Raw genomic sequence first — 17,086 nt, forward strand, 5'->3', positions numbered from 1 at the left:
GGCTCAGGTTCTACTTGTAAGTATCGCTTCACCGTACATTTCGTGTGTGACATGTCTGATCGATTTCACTGGCAATCCGTTTTGCGTTACCTGCTGACAGCAGGGGCGGTCTACGTATTGACGCTGACATCGCTCTCGTCTGCCCACGCGACCTGCGGCGATTATCTGCATCATGCAGGCTCCCCGGAACCTGCGAAAGCAGATACCGATCAGCTGACGCATGCCCTGCCTGTGCCGGCCCAGCAGCCCTGCTCTGGTCCCAAGTGCCAGAACCATCTGCCCGACCCTGCTCCTGAATCACCTGTCATCGTGTTGACAGTCTCAAAGCCCGCCTGTGCCTTCGCCCGGGTTGAGCTTAAATCAGGTTCGCCGCTGACAGCTGCCATCTTGGGACAGAATCGGCACTACACGAATGCCTGCCGCACGCGCGTTGATCGTCCTCCCCGCACTTCTGCTGTCTGAAACGCGATCGTCACAGGGACAATGTCTCTCTTGTGTTTCAGGGAATCTGCCTGCGCTGTTCCGCGTCTGATACAACAGACCCGCGACTGCGCGTTGCTGGAATTCTAATCTCAGCCGATTCCCCTCACAGACAGTTTGTGCAGGATTTCTTTTAATCATGGCTACCACTGATACGTCCGTGAATGAATCACGGCCCCGTCGCATCGTCCGTCGTGCCGTCGGACCAAAGTTGCGCAAAGTTTTATATCTGTTATTTTTCCTGGTTGCCCTGTTAGGGGCGAACTCGATCTACCTGGTCAGTATCACTACCTATGACTGGCTGAGTGGCGAGACTCTGGAAAACTGGTTCTATCAGTACATGTTTCTGGCGCACCTGATTCTGGGACTGCTGCTCCTGGCGCCATTCATTCTGTTCGGCATTGTTCACATTTATAACACAAAAAATCGGCTCAACCGCCGCGCAGTTCGCGTGGGGTACGGCCTGTTTATTATCTCCTGCCTGGTACTGATTTCCGGACTGCTGCTGCTACGTATCGGTTCCTTTGATTTAAAGAATCCCACTGCCCGATCCATCACGTATTGGTGCCACGTGATCGCTCCCATATTTGCGCTCTGGCTCTACTGGTTACACCGGCTGGTAGGTCCCAAGATTCGTTGGAAAGCCGGATTGTCTTATATGGGAGTGATTACGGCCATGGTGATCGGCATGCTGATGTTCCATTCCTCCGACCCCCGTAAGTGGAATGTCGTCGGGCCGGAATCGGGAGAGAAATACTTCTTCCCCTCCCTGGCTCGCACCTCGACGGGTGACTTCATCCCCTCCAAAGCACTGATGATGGATGACTACTGTAAGAAGTGTCATCCCGATACTCACAAAGACTGGTCCAAGAGCGTCCACCGTTTCAGTTCATTTAATAACCCGACCTATCTGGCCTCGGTACGCGAAACGCGGAAAGTCTCTTTCGAACGTGACGGCAACCTGCAGGCCTCCCGCTTCTGTGCGGGCTGCCACGATCCGGTTCCGTTCTTCAGTGGCGCCTTTGATGATCCAAACTTTGACGACATCAACCACATCACCGCCCAGGCGGGCATCACCTGCACCACCTGTCATGCGATTACGCACGTTAACAGTGTCCGCGGCAACAGTGACTACACGATCGAAGAACCGATTCACTACCCCTTCGCCTATAGCGACAATCCCTTCCTGCAATGGGTCAACAATCAGCTGGTCAAAGCAAAGCCTGAGTTCCATAAGAAGACCTTCCTGAAAGACTTCCATAAATCGACCGAATTCTGTGGTACCTGTCACAAGGTGCATCTGCCCGAGGAACTCAATCAGTACAAATTCCTGCGCGGACAGAATCATTATGACTCCTTCCTGCTGAGTGGAGTCTCCGGCCATGGAGCGCGGAGTTTCTATTATCCCCCCAAAGCACAGGAAAACTGCAATAAGTGCCACATGCCCGCGAAAGAATCGAACGACTTCGGTGCCCGTCACTTCTACGGCGCGAAGGAACTCAGCGTGCACAACCACCTGTTCCCCGCCGCGAACACTGGTATCGCCGCCCTGCGGGGTGATCAGGAAACAGTGGCCGTCCATCAGGAATTCCTGAAAGACAACCTCCGCGTCGACTTCTTCGGAATCCGCGAGGACGGCAGTATCGAAGGCAAGCTGACCGCTCCACTGCGACCGGAAGTACCCACATTGAAACCGGGGCACAAGTATCTCCTGGAAACGGTACTCCGCACGTTAAAAGTGGGCCACCACTTCACTCAGGGAACAGCCGATTCCAACGAAATCTGGCTGGATGTCACCGTCAAAAGTGGCGACCGGATTATCGGCCGCAGCGGTTCCCGGGAAGCGGATGGCACCGTGGATCCCTGGTCGCATTTCGTGAATGCGTTTGTGATTGACCGTGAAGGCAATCGCATCGACCGCCGTAATGCCCAGGACATCTTTGTAGCCCTGTATAACAACCAGATGCCCCCCGGTGCCGGTCAGACCGTGCATTACGAACTCAATCTGCCCGACGACCTGAACGAACCGGTAACCGTCGAAGCGAAACTGCAGTATCGCAAATTCGATACGCATTACATGCAGTACGTCGCCTCTTCCCTGGAGGAGAAAGGACAGAAGCTCTCCTGGAAGGAACCGGGAGTACCTTATGTGAATACGCTGCCCATCACTACGATCGCTTCCGACACGATTACCTTCCCCGTGGAGGGCGTGGAGGCGAAAATTGAGAACAAAAAAGTGGAGATCCCGGAATGGCAGCGCTGGAACGATTATGGCATCGGGCTGTTCCTCAAAGGAAAAGCCGAACTGCGTCAGGCCGCCGAGGCGTTCAGCCAGGTTGATCAACTGGGCCGCTATGATGGTACTCTGAACCTGGCGCGGGTCTACTTCCGCGAAGGACGTCTGCAGGACGCCGTCGAGGCCCTGCAAAAATCCTCGACCTTCACCGATCCCCCCGCCCCGCCGTGGACGCTCGCCTGGTTGAGCGGCAAGGTGAACCAGCAACAGGGACACCTGGAAGAAGCCGAGAAGAACTACCGCAGTGTCCTGGAAGACCAGACCGAAGAACGCACCAGTCGTGGCTTTGATTTCAGCAAAGATTACGTGGTGATCAACGACCTGGGACAAAACCTGTTCGATCAGGCCAAACGGTTCCGTACCGAAGCCAATCGGGATCAACGGGACCAGTTACTCAATCAGGCGGTGGAACAGTTCCAGAAGACGCTGGTACTGGATCCGGAAAACGTGACAGCGCACTACAACCTGTCGCTGATTTACGATCAGTTGGGAAAACAGGAACTGTCCGAGGAGCATCGTAAGCTGCACCTGAAGTATAAAGTGGACGATACCGCACGCGGTTTTGCCGAACGCAAGGCCCGTGAGAAATACCCTGCAGCCAACCATGCTGCAGAACAACCTGTGATTTACTCGTTACATCGTAAGACTGAAACCAAACCGAATGCGACCGCCCTCAAGGACTGACGCCTGCGGTGACTGATAAACAACCCAAGGATTTTCCCATGACAGATCAGAACAACACCGATCTGGAACTTGATCCGAATCTCGAAGAAGAGACCGAACAGAACGACGAGTCGATCGGCCGCGCCTTCTGGTATTCACTCTCCGTGATGCTGGTCCTGGCGGTCATCGGCGGTACCGTCTTTCTGGTGAACCAGCTCAACGAACCGGAAACCGTGGTCAAGGAGACGCCACTGTCTCTGCCTGAAAAACGGGAAGTGGAAGAAATTATCCTTCCCAAGATTCCGTTTAAAGACATTACCGAGGAAGCAGGCATCGCTTTTGTCCACAACAATGGTGCTGCCGGCGAAAAACTGCTGCCGGAAACCATGGGGGGCGGTGCGGCCTTCTTCGACTATGACAGCGACGGCGATCAGGATTTACTGCTCGTTGGTTCTACCGACTGGCCTTGGACCGACTCTTCGAGGAAAGTAAAACCAGATGCGTCATCGCTGGCACTGTACCAGAATGATGGCACAGGTAAATTCAAAGATGTCACAGAAGACATGGGTCTGGATGTTTCGATGTATGGCATGGGCGTCGCCTGCGGAGACTATAACAACGATGGCCTGGTGGATCTGTTCGTTTCCTGCCTGGAATCCAACTATCTGTTTAAAAATGAAGGCAACCGATTTGTCGATGTGACGAGTCAGGCAGGTGTCGGCGGTCCCGATAAACTGTGGAGCACCAGTTGTGGCTGGTTTGACTATGACCGGGATGGCGACCTCGACCTGCTGGTCTGCAACTACGTTGACTGGACCCCCGCCTACGACCGCGCACAGAACTTTACCCTGAAAGGGGGAATCCGCGCCTATGGTCGTCCCCAGAACTTTAACGGCGTAAACCCCCTGCTCTACGAAAACCTGGGGAACGGCACCTTTCAGGAGCGAAGCGAACAGGCGGGGTTGAAAATCATTTCTCCCGGCACCGGAGTCCCACTGGCCAAATCGCTGGGACTGCATTTCTATGATTTTGATCAGGACGGTTACCTGGATGTATTCATCACGAACGACACCGTCCAGAACCTGCTGTTTCACAATCAACAGGATGGCACCTTTAAAGAAGTCGCCGCACTCTCGGGTGTCGCCTTTGATATGGACGGCAATGCCCGTGGTGCCATGGGCGTCGATATCGCAGCCTTCCGCAATGATGAAACCCTGGGCATCGCCATCGGGAACTTCGCCAACGAGATGACGGCCCTCTACACTTCACCCGGAAAAGAGATGCAGTTCATTGACGAAGCGGTCTCGAACGGTCTGGGACCACAAACCCGCATGGCACTTACCTTTGGCGTCTTCTTCTTCGATGCCGATCTGGATGGCAGGCTCGATCTGTTCTCGGCCAACGGTCACCTGGAGGAAGACATCAACATCGTCCAGGAACGCCAGCATTATGAACAGTCACCACAGCTGTTCTGGAACTGCGGAGCACAACACGCCACGGAATTCCTGCCGCTGGGAGAAGCGCTCGTCGGTTCCGATTTTGTAAAACCGCTGGTCGGTCGCGGTGCGACCTTTGCCGACATCGATGCAGACGGCGACCTGGATCTGCTCATTATGACTACTGGAAATAAGCCACGCCTGCTCCGTAATGAGCAGGCAACGGGCAATCACTGGGTTCGCTTCCGGCTGTCCAGTACGCCCGCTGGAGACCAGAAACCGAACCAGCGTGCCTCCAATCATGATGCTCTGGGAGCCGAAGTCAGGATTAAAACGAAGACAGGTACTCAGAGCCGCCTGCTGATGCCCACCCGGAGTTATATCTCACAAACGGAGCTGCCCGTTACGTTTGGGCTCGGCACGGAAACAGAAATTCAGTCCGTGAACATCCAATGGCCGTCTGGAAAAGTGACGACTCTGGAAAATCTCAAAGCGGACAAATTATACCAGATTTCTGAACAGGATGGTCTTGTTGACAAATAGCAACAAAGGTCTCTGATCCGTTCTCCTATTTTTCTGGACTTAGCGGATTTCAAATGGAAATCCTTGACATCTTCGCATCAACTTTGTTTGATATATAGGGTATCAAGGTGTGCACAAGCAGGTGTGAATTTGAAATTGTCCTTGAATTACTGAGACCGAATTTGGCATAATACGCGTTCGGGTGATTAAAAAGTTTCCTTCCCCCACTGGCGGATGCATGACAAGAAGCATGCTTTGTCGGAATCGCCTGTTATTAAACTCTGTTTCGTTCCGTGACGATCAGAGCCATCCGCCAGGTTAAACTGGCTATATTCCAACCTGATAAGAATTAAGTGCTCATACCCTGTTGCAAGCGTTTAGCCTCTGGCCCCGTGAGCCAATAACCGGACACAAATTATCCCCCCATCGGAAATGGAGATGACCCAATGAGCTTCAAACGATCACGTCGTGACTTTTTACACGTTGGTTTTGCGGGTGGAATCGGGCTGACTCTACCTGAATTTCTGCGTATTAAAAGCGCTCAGGCAGAACAAAAGTATTATGAGACCAAGGAAGGCACAGCCAAATCTGTGATCTTCATTTATCTACCAGGTGGTGCAGCACACCAGGAAACCTGGGATCCCAAACCTTACGCTCCCGTCGAATACCGTGGACCGATGGGTTCCATCGAAACCAACGTCGCAGGCGTTCGTTTCAATGAGAAACTGGCCAAGACCGCCAAAATCATGGATAAGCTGACCGTCTGCCGTTCCATGTCACACGGCGAAGCGGCTCACGAGCGCGGAACGCATAATATGTTCACCGGCTATCGTCCCAGCCCGGCTCTGCAGTTCCCCAGCATGGGAAGTGTCGTCACCCACGAGTTCGGTCCCCGGAACAGCATGCCTCAGTATGTCTGTATCCCGAATCAGCCGAACGAATTCGCCGGAACCGGATACCTCAGCTCTTCCTTCGCTCCTTTCAGCGTCGGAGCTGACCCTGCCTCCAATGGTTTCAAAGTTCGTGACCTGAACCTGCCCGGTGGTGTCGACGACAAGCGGTTCACCCGCCGTCGCTCTCTGCTGGACGCTGTCAACGATCACTTTGTTAGCAAAGAAAAAGCAGACTCTCTGGATGCCGTCGATACCTTCTACAAGCAGGCCTACGACATGGTCTCATCGAAAGCTTCACAGGAAGCCTTCGACCTCGACAAAGAAGATGCCAAAGTTCGTGACGCCTACGGCCGCAACCAGGCTGGTGCCCGCATGCTGCTGTCCCGTCGTCTGGTTGAGGCAGGTGCCCGTTTTGTCACCATGACTTATGGTGGCTGGGACATGCATGACCGGATCCAGACCGGAATCGAACGGAACCTGCCTTCCTTCGACCAGGCATTCTCCACACTGATTACAGACCTTTACGACCGCGGACTGCTGGACAGCACTCTGGTCTGCGTCTGCAGTGAATTTGGTCGTACTCCGAAAATCAATGGTACTGCCGGCCGCGACCACTGGCCGAAAGTATTCAGTCTGGTCATGGCTGGTGGCGGTATCAAAGGCGGTCAGGTATATGGTTCGTCTGATGCCATCGCCAGTGAACCGGAAGACAAACCACTGTCCGTTATGGACTGGGCTTCCACCATTTACCACTGCATGGGGATTGTCTCAGACAAAGAACTGATGGCTCCCGGCGATCGTCCCATCGAAATCGTTGATGGCGGCAAAGTCGTTAAAGAGCTGCTCGTCTGAGAGCAATCTAACCGGAATTAAAAGAACAGTCTGTTAGCACGGGTCTGACCCGTGCTAACATTCTCGTTCCAGCGGAAATAAAAACTGATTCTCGAACATTCACATTCCAAGGGGGGAACCGTGATGCTGCAGAATTTCAAGTCTGTCTGCACCGGCATTTTGACACTCGCACTCAGCGTACTACTCGTAGACTCCGCCTGGGCCACAGATCCCAGTCTGAACTATGTCCGTCCCCGAGGAGGACAACGGGGTACCGAGTTGGAACTCACCTTCATTGGTGCCCGTCTCTCTGATGCGGTCGAAATTCTGTCCTATAAAAAAGGATTCGAATTCAAAGACATCAAAGCGAATCCCAAAAACGCGAATGTCTGTACCGCGATCGTCAAAATCGCCCCTGACTGTGCCTTGGGTGAGCATACCTTTCAGGTTCGCACGAAAACGGGTGTCTCCGAATACAAAACATTCTGGGTCGGACCGTTCCCCGAAATCGCCGAAAAAGAACCTAACAGCGAATTCGAAACGCCTCAGCCCATTGAAATGAATCACACCGTGAGTGGTGTCGTTCAAAATGAAGACGTTGATCACTATGTCGTCACAGCCAAAAAAGGCGATCGTATCTCTGCAGAAATCGAGGGCATTCGTCTGGCGACCACACTTTTCGACCCTTACATCGCCATCCTGGACGAAAAACGTTTTGAACTCAAAGCCGAAGACGATCTCCCCCTGCTGAGAAATGATGCTGCGGTCTCGGTAATTGCCCCCGCTGATGGCAAATACACGATCCTGGTTCGTGACAGTTCATACGGCGGAAACGGTGCTGCATTCTACCGTCTGCACGTCGGTACTTATCCTCGTCCGACAGCCGTTTATCCCGCTGGCGGACAACTGGGAACCAAACAGAAAGTCACCTTCAAAGGTAATACCGTCGATAACCTGGTTCAGGAATTCCAGCTCCCTGATAAGCCCGATGCTGAGTTCGAACTGTTCGCCACCGATGCCGGGGGAACCGCTCCTTCCGGAAACGTATTCCGCCTGTTCCCTCATGGTAACTCCATGGAACAGGAGCCCAACAATGACTTCAAAACGGCATCTGCAGCAGCACTGCCCAATGCATTTAACGGGATCATCGAAACCGACGGCGATATTGATTACTTCAAATTTCAGGGCAAGAAAGACCAGACCCTGGAAATCGAATGCTACGCCCGTCGCATCCGTTCTCCACTGGATGCGGTTGTGAACCTTTATAACGCCAAATTCGGTCGCGTTGCCGGCAACGACGACTCACGTGGTCCCGACAGTTACTTCCGTTACAAGTTCCCCGCTGATGGAGATTACTACATCTCCATTACGGACCATCTTTCGCGTGGTGGAGCTGATTTTGTCTACCGCATTGAAATGCTGCCGGTCTCACCCAGCCTCGAACTGGGCATTCCCCGCAATGCCCGTTACTCCCAGGAGCGACAGCAGATTGTAGTCCCTCGGGGCAACCGTTTTGCAGCAGTCATCAGTGCCAGCCGTTCTAACTTTGGTGGCGAAATCGCTCTCGATTCTTCGAACTTCCCTAAGGGAGTTAAAGTTGTCGCCGAACCAATGGCAGCAAATCTGACAACAATGCCCGTGGTATTCGAGGCAGCCGCAGATGCTCCTGTTGAAGGAGAACTCATCGAACTCAAGGGACATCATGTTGATCCTAAGCAGAATATCTCGGGGTCTTCACCAACCGGGCCGACCTGGTTCGCGTGCGGAACAACCAGCTGTTGTGGATGAAAGACGTTGCACAGATTCCAGTCGCGGTTGTCGAGGAAGTGCCTTTCAAACTCGATATCGTTGAACCCAAAGCCCCGCTGGCACGCAACGGCTCGTTGCAACTTAAAGTTGTCGCTACTCGAAAAGAAGGTTTCGACGAAGCGATCACCCTCCAGTTCCCCTTCCGTCCGCCGGGAGTGGGTGCTTCCAGCCGGGTTACGATCCCTAAAGGTAAAAATGAAGCCTTCTACCCGATCAATGCCAACAGCAAGGCCGAGATTAAAAAATGGAAGGTCTTCGTCATTGGCTCTGCCAATCTGGGTGGTAATGCCTGGGTTTCCTCACAGCTGGCAAATCTGGAAGTTGCAGATTCCTACGTTGATCTGGATCTCGCTCGTACGGCCGTCGAACAGGGAAAAGAGACTGAGATCATCTGCAAGGTTGACCTCAAGACTCCCTTCGATGGAGATGCCAAAGTCAAACTGGTCGGTCTGCCCCCGAAAGTGACCACCGAAGACATCACTTTCAACAAAGAGAGCAAGGAACTGATCTTCAAAGTGAAAACGGATCCAGCTTCTCCTCAGGGACGACATAAGAGCCTGTTCTGTCAGGTCGAAGTTCCTGTGAACGGCGAAACCGTCGTACATACCGCCGGCCGCACCGAGTTGCGGATTGACAAGCCGCTTCCACCTAAAAAAGACGAACCGGCCAAGCCCCAGGCTGTAGCGAAAAAGGAAGAACCCAAAAAGGAAGAACCCAAGCGTTTGACTCGACTGGAGCAGCTCCGTCTCGAGGCTAAAAAACGACTGGAAGAAGGTACCAAGTAGTCTTCAACTTCAATCACTCAAACTCTGAATCAGATTCAGAGAATTATGTTTATATCACCTTGATCAACTAAGTCCTGTTGACCAGAAAAGGTTTTCGATTATGTGGCGTCATCAAACAATCACTCGCAGTTTTCTTGCCCTGGCCTTCCTGGCGGGTGGAATCTCTCTCGCAACTGCTGCAGACAAAACGGAACCGGTCAAAGCAGAGCCACCCAAGCCTGCTGAAGCAAAACCGACTCCGACTCCAGCACCGAAAGCTGAGGCAGCCAAGCCAGCGGAAACAAAGCCCGCAGAAACAAAGCCGGCCCCCGCGCAACCTGCCGCTCCTAAACCGGCTCCCCCAAAACCGGCCCCCAAGATGGTTCAACTGAATGTCTATCCTCAGGACATCCAGCTGACAACCAGCCGGGACCGGCAGTCGGTGATTGGACAGGCAGTCTATGACAACGGTCTGACCGAAGACGTCACGACGAAACTTCAGTTCAAACCAGTCCAAGAAGGCATCGTGCGTATCGAAAACAATATGATTTACCCAGCCGGCGATGGTGAGACCGATGTAGTTGCCACTTTCGGCGGTGCGAGTGTCAATCTGCACTCCAAGGTTACTAAAGCGAAAGAAGATCGTCCCATCAGTTTCACACTGGACGTTATGCCTACATTCATGCGGGCTGGCTGCAACACCGGTAGTTGTCACGGTGCAGCTCGCGGTAAAGATGGCTTCCGCCTCTCACTGTTCGGCTTTGATCCCAAGGGAGACTATCATCGTCTAACCCGTGAACTCAGCGGTCGTCGAATTAACCTGAGTATGCCTCAGGAAAGCCTGCTGCTTGAAAAAGCCATCGGCGCTGTCCCTCACACCGGCGGTAAACTCTACGAAAAAGACTCGGAATATTATAACGCGTCTTTACGCTGGCTGCAGGCAGGTGCTCCTTACGACGCGGGCGCAATCCCCACTGTTGATAAGGTTGAAATCTATCCCAAAGGTGGGGTAATGGACGGGAAAGGCACCACACAACAGGTGTCCGTTCTGGCCTACTATTCTGATGGCACGACCCGTGACGTAACGACTCTGTCTGCCTTCTCATCCAACAACGATAACTCAGCCACCATTACCAAAGATGGTAAGATCACCGCGAACAATCGGGGCGAAGCCTTTATTATGGCCCGCTTCGACACACACACCGTCGGATCTCACTTTGTGGTACTCCCCAAGGGCCTGGACTTCGAATGGCCCAATGTTCCGGAATACAACTATGTAGATACCCTGATCCACAACAAGCTGAAAAAACTGCGGGTTGTTCCCTCTGAAGTCTGTTCCGATGCAGAATTCCTGCGTCGTGCCAGCCTGGATATCTGTGGCGTGATGCCCACCATTGAAGAATTCAACACTTTCGTCGCTGACAAAGATCCCAAGAAACGGGAGAAACTGGTTGATCAGTTACTCAACCGTAAAGAGTTTGTCGAGATGTGGGTGATGAAATGGTCTGAGCTTCTGCAGATCCGCACAGTCAATAACCGCATCAGTTACAAGTCAGCATTACTGTATTACAACTGGCTGCAGGAACGGATCGCCAGCAACGTGCCCCTCGATAAAATGGTACAGGAACTACTCGGTTCGACCGGCGGTACTTTTGCTAACGCTGCGACCAACTATTACGAAAATGAACGTGACACTCTCAAAGTCGCTGAGAACGTGGCCCAGGTATTCATGGGCATGCGAATTCAATGTGCCCAGTGTCACAACCATCCGTTCGACCGCTGGACGATGGACGATTACTACAGCTTCGCTGCATTCTTCTCACAGGTGGGACGTAAAGGCAGTGAAGACCCCCGCGAATCCATTATCTACAACCGGGGCAGCGGCGAAGTTCGCCATCTGGTTGATAACCGGGTCATGCAGCCCAAATTCCTGGGTGGTGCGCAACCTGAAGTCAAAGGTAAAGACCGTCGCGTCGTGCTGGCCAACTGGCTCGCCTCCAATGAAAACCCATACTTTGCAACGAACCTGAGTAACATCGTCTGGGCACACTTCTTCGGTAAAGGCATTATCAATGAAGTGGATGACGTCCGCATCAGTAATCCTCCGGTCAACCCGGAACTGCTGGATGAACTCGCCAAACGGTTCACCGATTACAACTACGACTTCAAGAAGCTGGTTCGCGATATCTGTACTTCGAGAACTTACCAGCTTTCCACACAGACTAATCCATCCAATGAAAACGATCTGACAAACTTCTCACATGCACATCCACGTCGTTTGCGTGCTGAGGTTCTGCTGGACTGTATTTCCCAGGTCACGAGTGCTCCCAATAAATTCCGCGGCTTACCGCTGGGAGCTCGGGCGGTGCAGATCGCCGACGGAAACACAACCAACTACTTCCTGACCACCTTTGGTCGCGCCAAGCGTGACACTGTCTGTTCATGTGAAGTCCGGATGGAACCCAGTCTGTCACAGGCACTCCACCTGCTCAACGGCGATACCGTCAACAGTAAGATCGTGCAGGGTAAATTTGTAGAATCCCGAATCAAAGCCGGCAAGAAGCCACTGGAAATTGTGGATGAAATGTATATTTCCTGCCTGACACGTAAACCGACTGACAAGGAATATTCCACCCTGGTTCAGGTCCTGGATGAAAACAAAAAAGACGAACAGAACGCGTTGAATGACATCTTCTGGTCATTGTTGAATTCGCGTGAATTTATCTTTAACCACTAAATCCCTCCCGATTCCAGACTGAGACCATTAAGCCCGATTTTATATATGGCTGATATTATGAAAAACTTAATCACTGCATTCCGGTACCACCAGATCTGTAAAACTCTGCTTGCAGCCGGATTGACTGTCACCCTGATGTCATCTCCCCTGTCTGCGGAAGACAAAAAGAAGGATGACAAGGACAAGAAGCCGAAAGTCACCTATGACGAACACATCAAACCGATTTTTCGGGCGAAGTGTTTTGCCTGTCATAACACCGACAAGAAAGCTTCCGGCCTCGATCTGACCAACTATACCGGTCTGATGCAGGGTGGTGCCGCAGGTGAATCGATTGCGCCCGGCGACGCCGAAGGCAGCTATCTTTACATGCTGGTCACCCACGATTCCGAACCCTTCATGCCTCCCAAATCGGACAAGCTCCCCGATAAAGAACTGGCATTGATTCAGGAATGGATCAACATCGGTGCTCCGGAAAATGCCGGCAGTAAGGTCAGCATCAAAAAACCAAAGTTTGATTTCTCATTGCAGGGCGCATCTTCCGGGAAACCGGATGGACCGCCTCCCATGCCTCCACACTTGAACCTGGATCCGGTCGTGCACAGCAGTCTGCCTACCGCCATCACGGCTATGGCCACCAACCCCTGGTCCCCCCTGGCCGCTGTTGCCGGTCAGAAACAGGTTCTGCTCTACAACACCAAAACCCTGGAACTTCTGGGGGTACTCCCCTTCCCTGAAGGCGTACCTCATGTCCTGAAATTCAGCCGTAACGGCAGTCTCTTACTGGCCGGCGGCGGACATGCTGCTGCCAGTGGCCGCGTTGTGGTCTGGGATGTCAAAACCGGAAAGCGTCTCTTTGAAGTAGGCGACGAACTAGACTCTGTACTCTGTGCTGACATCAGCTCGGATCAGCGTTTTATCGCCCTGGGCAGCCCCAGCAAAGTCATTCGCGTTTATTCCACCAGCACAGGTGAACTCGCTTACGAAATCCGTAAACACACCGACTGGATGACCTCCCTGGCCTTCAGCCCCGATTCCGTCCTGCTCTGTTCCGGAGACCGGAACGGCGGCGCGTTTGTCTGGGAAGCAGCAACGGGAAATGAGTATCTGACACTCAAGGGACATAAAGGTGGAATCACCGGGATCACCTGGCGATCTGACTCCAACCTGGTCGCCACCAGTAGTGAAGATCAGTCTGTCAAACTCTGGGAAGTTCAAAACGGGAATAACATTAAATCCTGGAACGCCCATGGTGGCGGAACTTCCAGTGTGGAATTCGCCCGTGATGGCCGTCTGGCAACCACCGGCCGTGATAAGGTTACTAAACTCTGGGATCAGGCTGGAAAGCAGCTGCGTGCCTTCCCCGCTTTCGGAGATATTGGCGTCTGTGTCACAATCTGTGATGAAACCAATCAGGTCATCTCTTCTGACTGGACCGGTAAGATCAAAGTCTGGAACGCCGCCGATGGAAAAGAAGCAGGTGAATTGACAGCCAATCCTCTTCCATTATCAGAACGACTGTCGAAAGCCACAGCCAGCCTCAGTGCAGCGCAAGCCAATCATCAGAAGCTGGCAGCGGCCGCCCAGGCAGACCAGGCTGCAGTGACTAAGATTAACGCGGACATCGCTGCTTCTCAAAAACAGCAGACCGATCTACAGAATCAGTTAAATAGCCTGAACGGTAACCTGGCAGCCGCCCAGAAAGCCCTGGCAGGTGCACAGGCCGGTGCGACTGCTTCCACAAACAAGATTACCGAAATTGGAAAATCACTGCCGGCAATCAAGGAAGCACATGCAAAGGCTGACGCTGTGAGCAAACAGGCTGCTGGCGACAAAGAGCTTGCCGAAGCTGCTGCCAAACTGAAAGCGGCCGTCGATAATCGCACCGCAGCCATCGCAGCCGAGCAGAAAACACTGGCTACGCACCAGGCAGCTGTGAAAGATAATCAGCAGAAGGTTGCTCAGTACACGCCGCAAATCAAACAGACAACAGATGCTCTGAATGCGGCCAAGGCAAAAGTAGTTGCCCTGCAGAATTCATTGAAACCGGCGACTGATAAAGCGACCGCTTCTCAGAATGCAGCGAACTCCGCTGCCAGTGCTTTGGCTGCTGCTCAGAATGAAGTCAAACACTGGCAGGCAGAAATTGAGTTCTCCAAGAAACTCAATAACGCCCAGGCCAGTGCTGCCAAGTAAAATCCGGATTTGATCCCAGCCCTTCAATCCAGAGGTTGAAGGGCTTTTTTTACGTCAGTCCGATTGGAACTCCCTCACAGGTTCTGTTATTTTGGTCAGTCAATAGCATAGTGACTGAACTTCCAGCAGAACACGAGGAGCATCCCGGTATGGCTCAAAGTAATTCCCGATTCGCGGTTGTCGCCGCCCTGACAGGAAACGCACTGATCACGATCGCCAAAGGAACGACGTTTCTGATCACTGGTTCGGGAGCCATGCTGTCCGAGACGATTCACTCAGTGGCTGACTTTCTGAATCAGTTACTGCTGCTCATCGGTCTGGTTCGCGCTGACCGGGTACCCGACCGTCGTTATGAGTATGGCTACGCCGGTGAACGGTATGTATGGGCATTGATTTCTGCAGTCGGGATTTTTTTCCTGGGCTGTGGCGTGACGCTGTACCACGGTGTGCAGTCGCTGTTTCATCCACCGGAACTCGACTTTGGCGAAATGAAATGGGCCATCGCGGCGCTTCTGTTTGCCCTGGTCATCGACGGTGTCGTTTTCTTTCTTGCGCTCAAGACTGAGTGGAAAAACGCTCAGAAGGAGAAAAAGGCGTTTCATCAGTATCTGCGCAAGGAAGCAGACCCGGCCTCCGTCGCCGTCATTCTCGAAGATGGTGCTGCCTGCCTGGGGGTGATGATCGCCCTGATTTCAATCCTGCTTACCAAGATGACCGGGTCCCCCTACTGGGATGCCATCGGCTCTATCGGGATTGGTGTGCTACTGGGCGGCATTGCCGTCTGGTTGATTATCCGAAATCAGGAACTACTGGTCGGTCCCAGCATCCCACAAGAGACGAAAGAACAGGTACAACGCATCCTGAAGAACAATCCGTTGATTGATGATGTGCTGGACCTGCGATCCAGAATCCTCTCTATCGATAACTACCGCATTAAGGTCGATCTGAGTTTTGATCCCAAAGAATTGTCGAAACGTCTGAAGAAGAAAGCACTTGCCGCCTATCCTCAAATTCAGAGCGAACAGGACTTCGAAGAGTTTTGTCAGAAGTATACACGGGATATCCTCGATACCCTGGCTGAGGAAATCGACAAGATCGAAGCAGAAATCCAGCGACAGGTTCCTGAGGCCAAGCACCTCGATCTGGAAGCCAATTAAGCAGCCCGCCTCCCGTTCATGACGGAGGGATGCCAGTAAATCGCGTTTTGTCGGCAGCGAGGCAGAAAAACCTCCGATTTCGGGCGATTTCATCCCTCGGCCTGAGTCCCAAGCCTGTGATCAGTTTCAGAGGCGCCTATAATAGGTCTGTTACCCCTTTTTTCGTCTGAATTTTTGTTTGAGTATTGATTGATGTCTGAGCGTGTTGTCCTGGCGATGAGTGGTGGAGTCGACAGCTCCGCAGCCGCCCATCTTTTACTGGAACAGGGTTATGAGGTGATCGGTCTGTTCATGCGGTCCGGTGCCACCGAAGAGACGGCCTGCGCGATTGAGGATCCCCATAGTCTTCCGGTTCTGAACACGAAAGCACACAAGCAGGGCTGCTGTTCCGCCAGTGATGCCGCAGATGCCCGCCGGGTGGCTGATATGCTCGACATTCCGTTTCATGCGCTGAACTTCAAAGATGCGTTTGGGCGCATCAAAGATTACTTCGCTGATGAATACCTGGCCGGCCGCACTCCCAATCCATGTGTGATGTGCAACAACTGGCTCAAGTTCGGCAAACTCTGGGAATTCGCAGAATCAGTGGGCGCCTCCTACATCTCAACCGGGCATTATGCCCAGTTGAAGTCTGTCCCGGGAGAAGAACAGCCGGCCCTGGTGCGCGGCCTCGACCGCTCGAAAGATCAGTCCTACGTTCTGTTCGGTATCAATCGTGATCTACTCGACAAAATCATTTTTCCCGTAGGCGGCTTCGTCAAACCGGAAATCCGGGAGATGGCGGGTGAAGCAGGTCTGAGGACAGCCAATAAGCCCGACAGTCAGGAAATCTGTTTCATTCCCGACAACGATTATTTCGGCTTCCTGAACCGGTACCGTGGCAAGCAGGAAACGGCCGGCGAAATGGTTGACACCGCGGGGAATGTAGTCGGCCAGCATACCGGCTATGAAAATTACACCATCGGTCAGCGGAAGCGTTTGGGCGTCGCCTTTGGTTCGCCCCGTTATGTCATCAAAATCGAACCTGAGACGAAACGAGTCGTAATCGGTACGCGCGACGACCTGGCACGGAAATCACTGGAAGCCAATCGCAGTAACTGGTTGATTGACAGTCCCGGTTCCGAGCTTCGCTGTCAGGCCCAGATTCGCTATCAGCATAAAGAAGCTGACTGCACGGTACAGATTCTGGATGAAGAACGGTTTCGGGTCACCTTCGATAACCCGGAATACGGTGTCGCCCCGGGTCAGGCGGTTGTGCTGTATGATGCAGACCGCGTGATTGGTGGCGGCTGGATCATGTAACCC

The 17,086-nt window shown here is 52.9% G+C and carries 10 protein-coding genes; all 10 read left to right on the forward strand.

Features of this window, described 5'->3' with window-relative positions:
* Nucleotides 1-51: 51 nt before the first annotated feature.
* The 10 genes from F1728_RS09650 (at nucleotide 52) to mnmA (ending at nucleotide 17,083) form a co-directional block, all read left to right on the forward strand.
* Nucleotides 52-462 carry a hypothetical protein gene (locus tag F1728_RS09650; RefSeq protein WP_155363917.1) on the forward strand — a complete coding sequence of 137 codons (411 nt, stop codon included), beginning with the start codon at nucleotides 52-54 and terminating at the stop codon, nucleotides 460-462.
* A 157-nt stretch (nucleotides 463-619) separates the two neighbouring features.
* The gene (locus F1728_RS09655) at nucleotides 620-3,460 is read left to right on the forward strand and encodes a tetratricopeptide repeat protein (RefSeq protein WP_155363918.1); all 2,841 of its coding nucleotides are present in this window, start codon (nucleotides 620-622) and stop codon (nucleotides 3,458-3,460) included.
* A gap of 38 nt (nucleotides 3,461-3,498) precedes the next feature.
* Nucleotides 3,499-5,418, forward strand: a complete 1,920-nt coding sequence (locus F1728_RS09660; RefSeq protein ID WP_155363919.1) for a CRTAC1 family protein — start codon at nucleotides 3,499-3,501, stop codon at nucleotides 5,416-5,418.
* Nucleotides 5,419-5,843: 425 nt separating this feature from the next.
* Nucleotides 5,844-7,142, forward strand: coding sequence for a DUF1501 domain-containing protein (locus F1728_RS09665; RefSeq protein ID WP_155363920.1), 1,299 nt, complete (start codon nucleotides 5,844-5,846; stop codon nucleotides 7,140-7,142).
* 123 nt (nucleotides 7,143-7,265) lie between these two features.
* Nucleotides 7,266-8,909 (forward strand): pre-peptidase C-terminal domain-containing protein, encoded by a 1,644-nt coding sequence (locus tag F1728_RS09670; RefSeq protein WP_155363921.1) that lies wholly within the window; start codon nucleotides 7,266-7,268, stop codon nucleotides 8,907-8,909.
* On the forward strand, nucleotides 8,906-9,715 hold the full coding sequence (locus tag F1728_RS09675) for a hypothetical protein (RefSeq protein WP_155363922.1): 810 nt from the start codon (nucleotides 8,906-8,908) through the stop codon (nucleotides 9,713-9,715). Before F1728_RS09670 ends, F1728_RS09675 begins: the two co-directional genes overlap by 4 nt.
* A 100-nt stretch (nucleotides 9,716-9,815) precedes the next feature.
* Entirely contained in the window at nucleotides 9,816-12,431 is a 2,616-nt protein-coding gene (locus tag F1728_RS09680; protein ID WP_155363923.1) for a DUF1549 domain-containing protein, read from the forward strand.
* Nucleotides 12,432-12,488: 57 nt separating this feature from the next.
* Nucleotides 12,489-14,624 (forward strand): c-type cytochrome domain-containing protein, encoded by a 2,136-nt coding sequence (locus F1728_RS09685; RefSeq protein WP_194242752.1) that lies wholly within the window; start codon nucleotides 12,489-12,491, stop codon nucleotides 14,622-14,624.
* A gap of 149 nt (nucleotides 14,625-14,773) precedes the next feature.
* Nucleotides 14,774-15,781, forward strand: coding sequence for a cation diffusion facilitator family transporter (locus F1728_RS09690; RefSeq protein WP_155363925.1), 1,008 nt, complete (start codon nucleotides 14,774-14,776; stop codon nucleotides 15,779-15,781).
* Between the two features lie 192 nt (nucleotides 15,782-15,973).
* Nucleotides 15,974-17,083: a tRNA 2-thiouridine(34) synthase MnmA gene (gene mnmA / locus F1728_RS09695; RefSeq protein ID WP_155363926.1), complete on the forward strand. Its 1,110-nt coding sequence runs from the start codon at nucleotides 15,974-15,976 to the stop codon at nucleotides 17,081-17,083.
* Nucleotides 17,084-17,086: the final 3 nt, after the last annotated feature.

This window comes from Gimesia benthica (assembly GCF_009720525.1).
Classification (GTDB): domain Bacteria; phylum Planctomycetota; class Planctomycetia; order Planctomycetales; family Planctomycetaceae; genus Gimesia; species Gimesia benthica.

Coding starts and splice junctions, on each gene's coding strand:
- F1728_RS09670 (WP_155363921.1), top strand. CDS start 7,266: ATGCTGCAGAATTTCAAGTCTGTCTGCACCGGCATTTTGACACTCGCA.
- F1728_RS09685 (WP_194242752.1), top strand. CDS start 12,489: ATGAAAAACTTAATCACTGCATTCCGGTACCACCAGATCTGTAAAACT.
- F1728_RS09655 (WP_155363918.1), top strand. CDS start 620: ATGGCTACCACTGATACGTCCGTGAATGAATCACGGCCCCGTCGCATC.
- F1728_RS09665 (WP_155363920.1), top strand. CDS start 5,844: ATGAGCTTCAAACGATCACGTCGTGACTTTTTACACGTTGGTTTTGCG.
- F1728_RS09680 (WP_155363923.1), top strand. CDS start 9,816: ATGTGGCGTCATCAAACAATCACTCGCAGTTTTCTTGCCCTGGCCTTC.
- mnmA (WP_155363926.1), top strand. CDS start 15,974: ATGTCTGAGCGTGTTGTCCTGGCGATGAGTGGTGGAGTCGACAGCTCC.
- F1728_RS09660 (WP_155363919.1), top strand. CDS start 3,499: ATGACAGATCAGAACAACACCGATCTGGAACTTGATCCGAATCTCGAA.
- F1728_RS09690 (WP_155363925.1), top strand. CDS start 14,774: ATGGCTCAAAGTAATTCCCGATTCGCGGTTGTCGCCGCCCTGACAGGA.
- F1728_RS09650 (WP_155363917.1), top strand. CDS start 52: ATGTCTGATCGATTTCACTGGCAATCCGTTTTGCGTTACCTGCTGACA.
- F1728_RS09675 (WP_155363922.1), top strand. CDS start 8,906: ATGAAAGACGTTGCACAGATTCCAGTCGCGGTTGTCGAGGAAGTGCCT.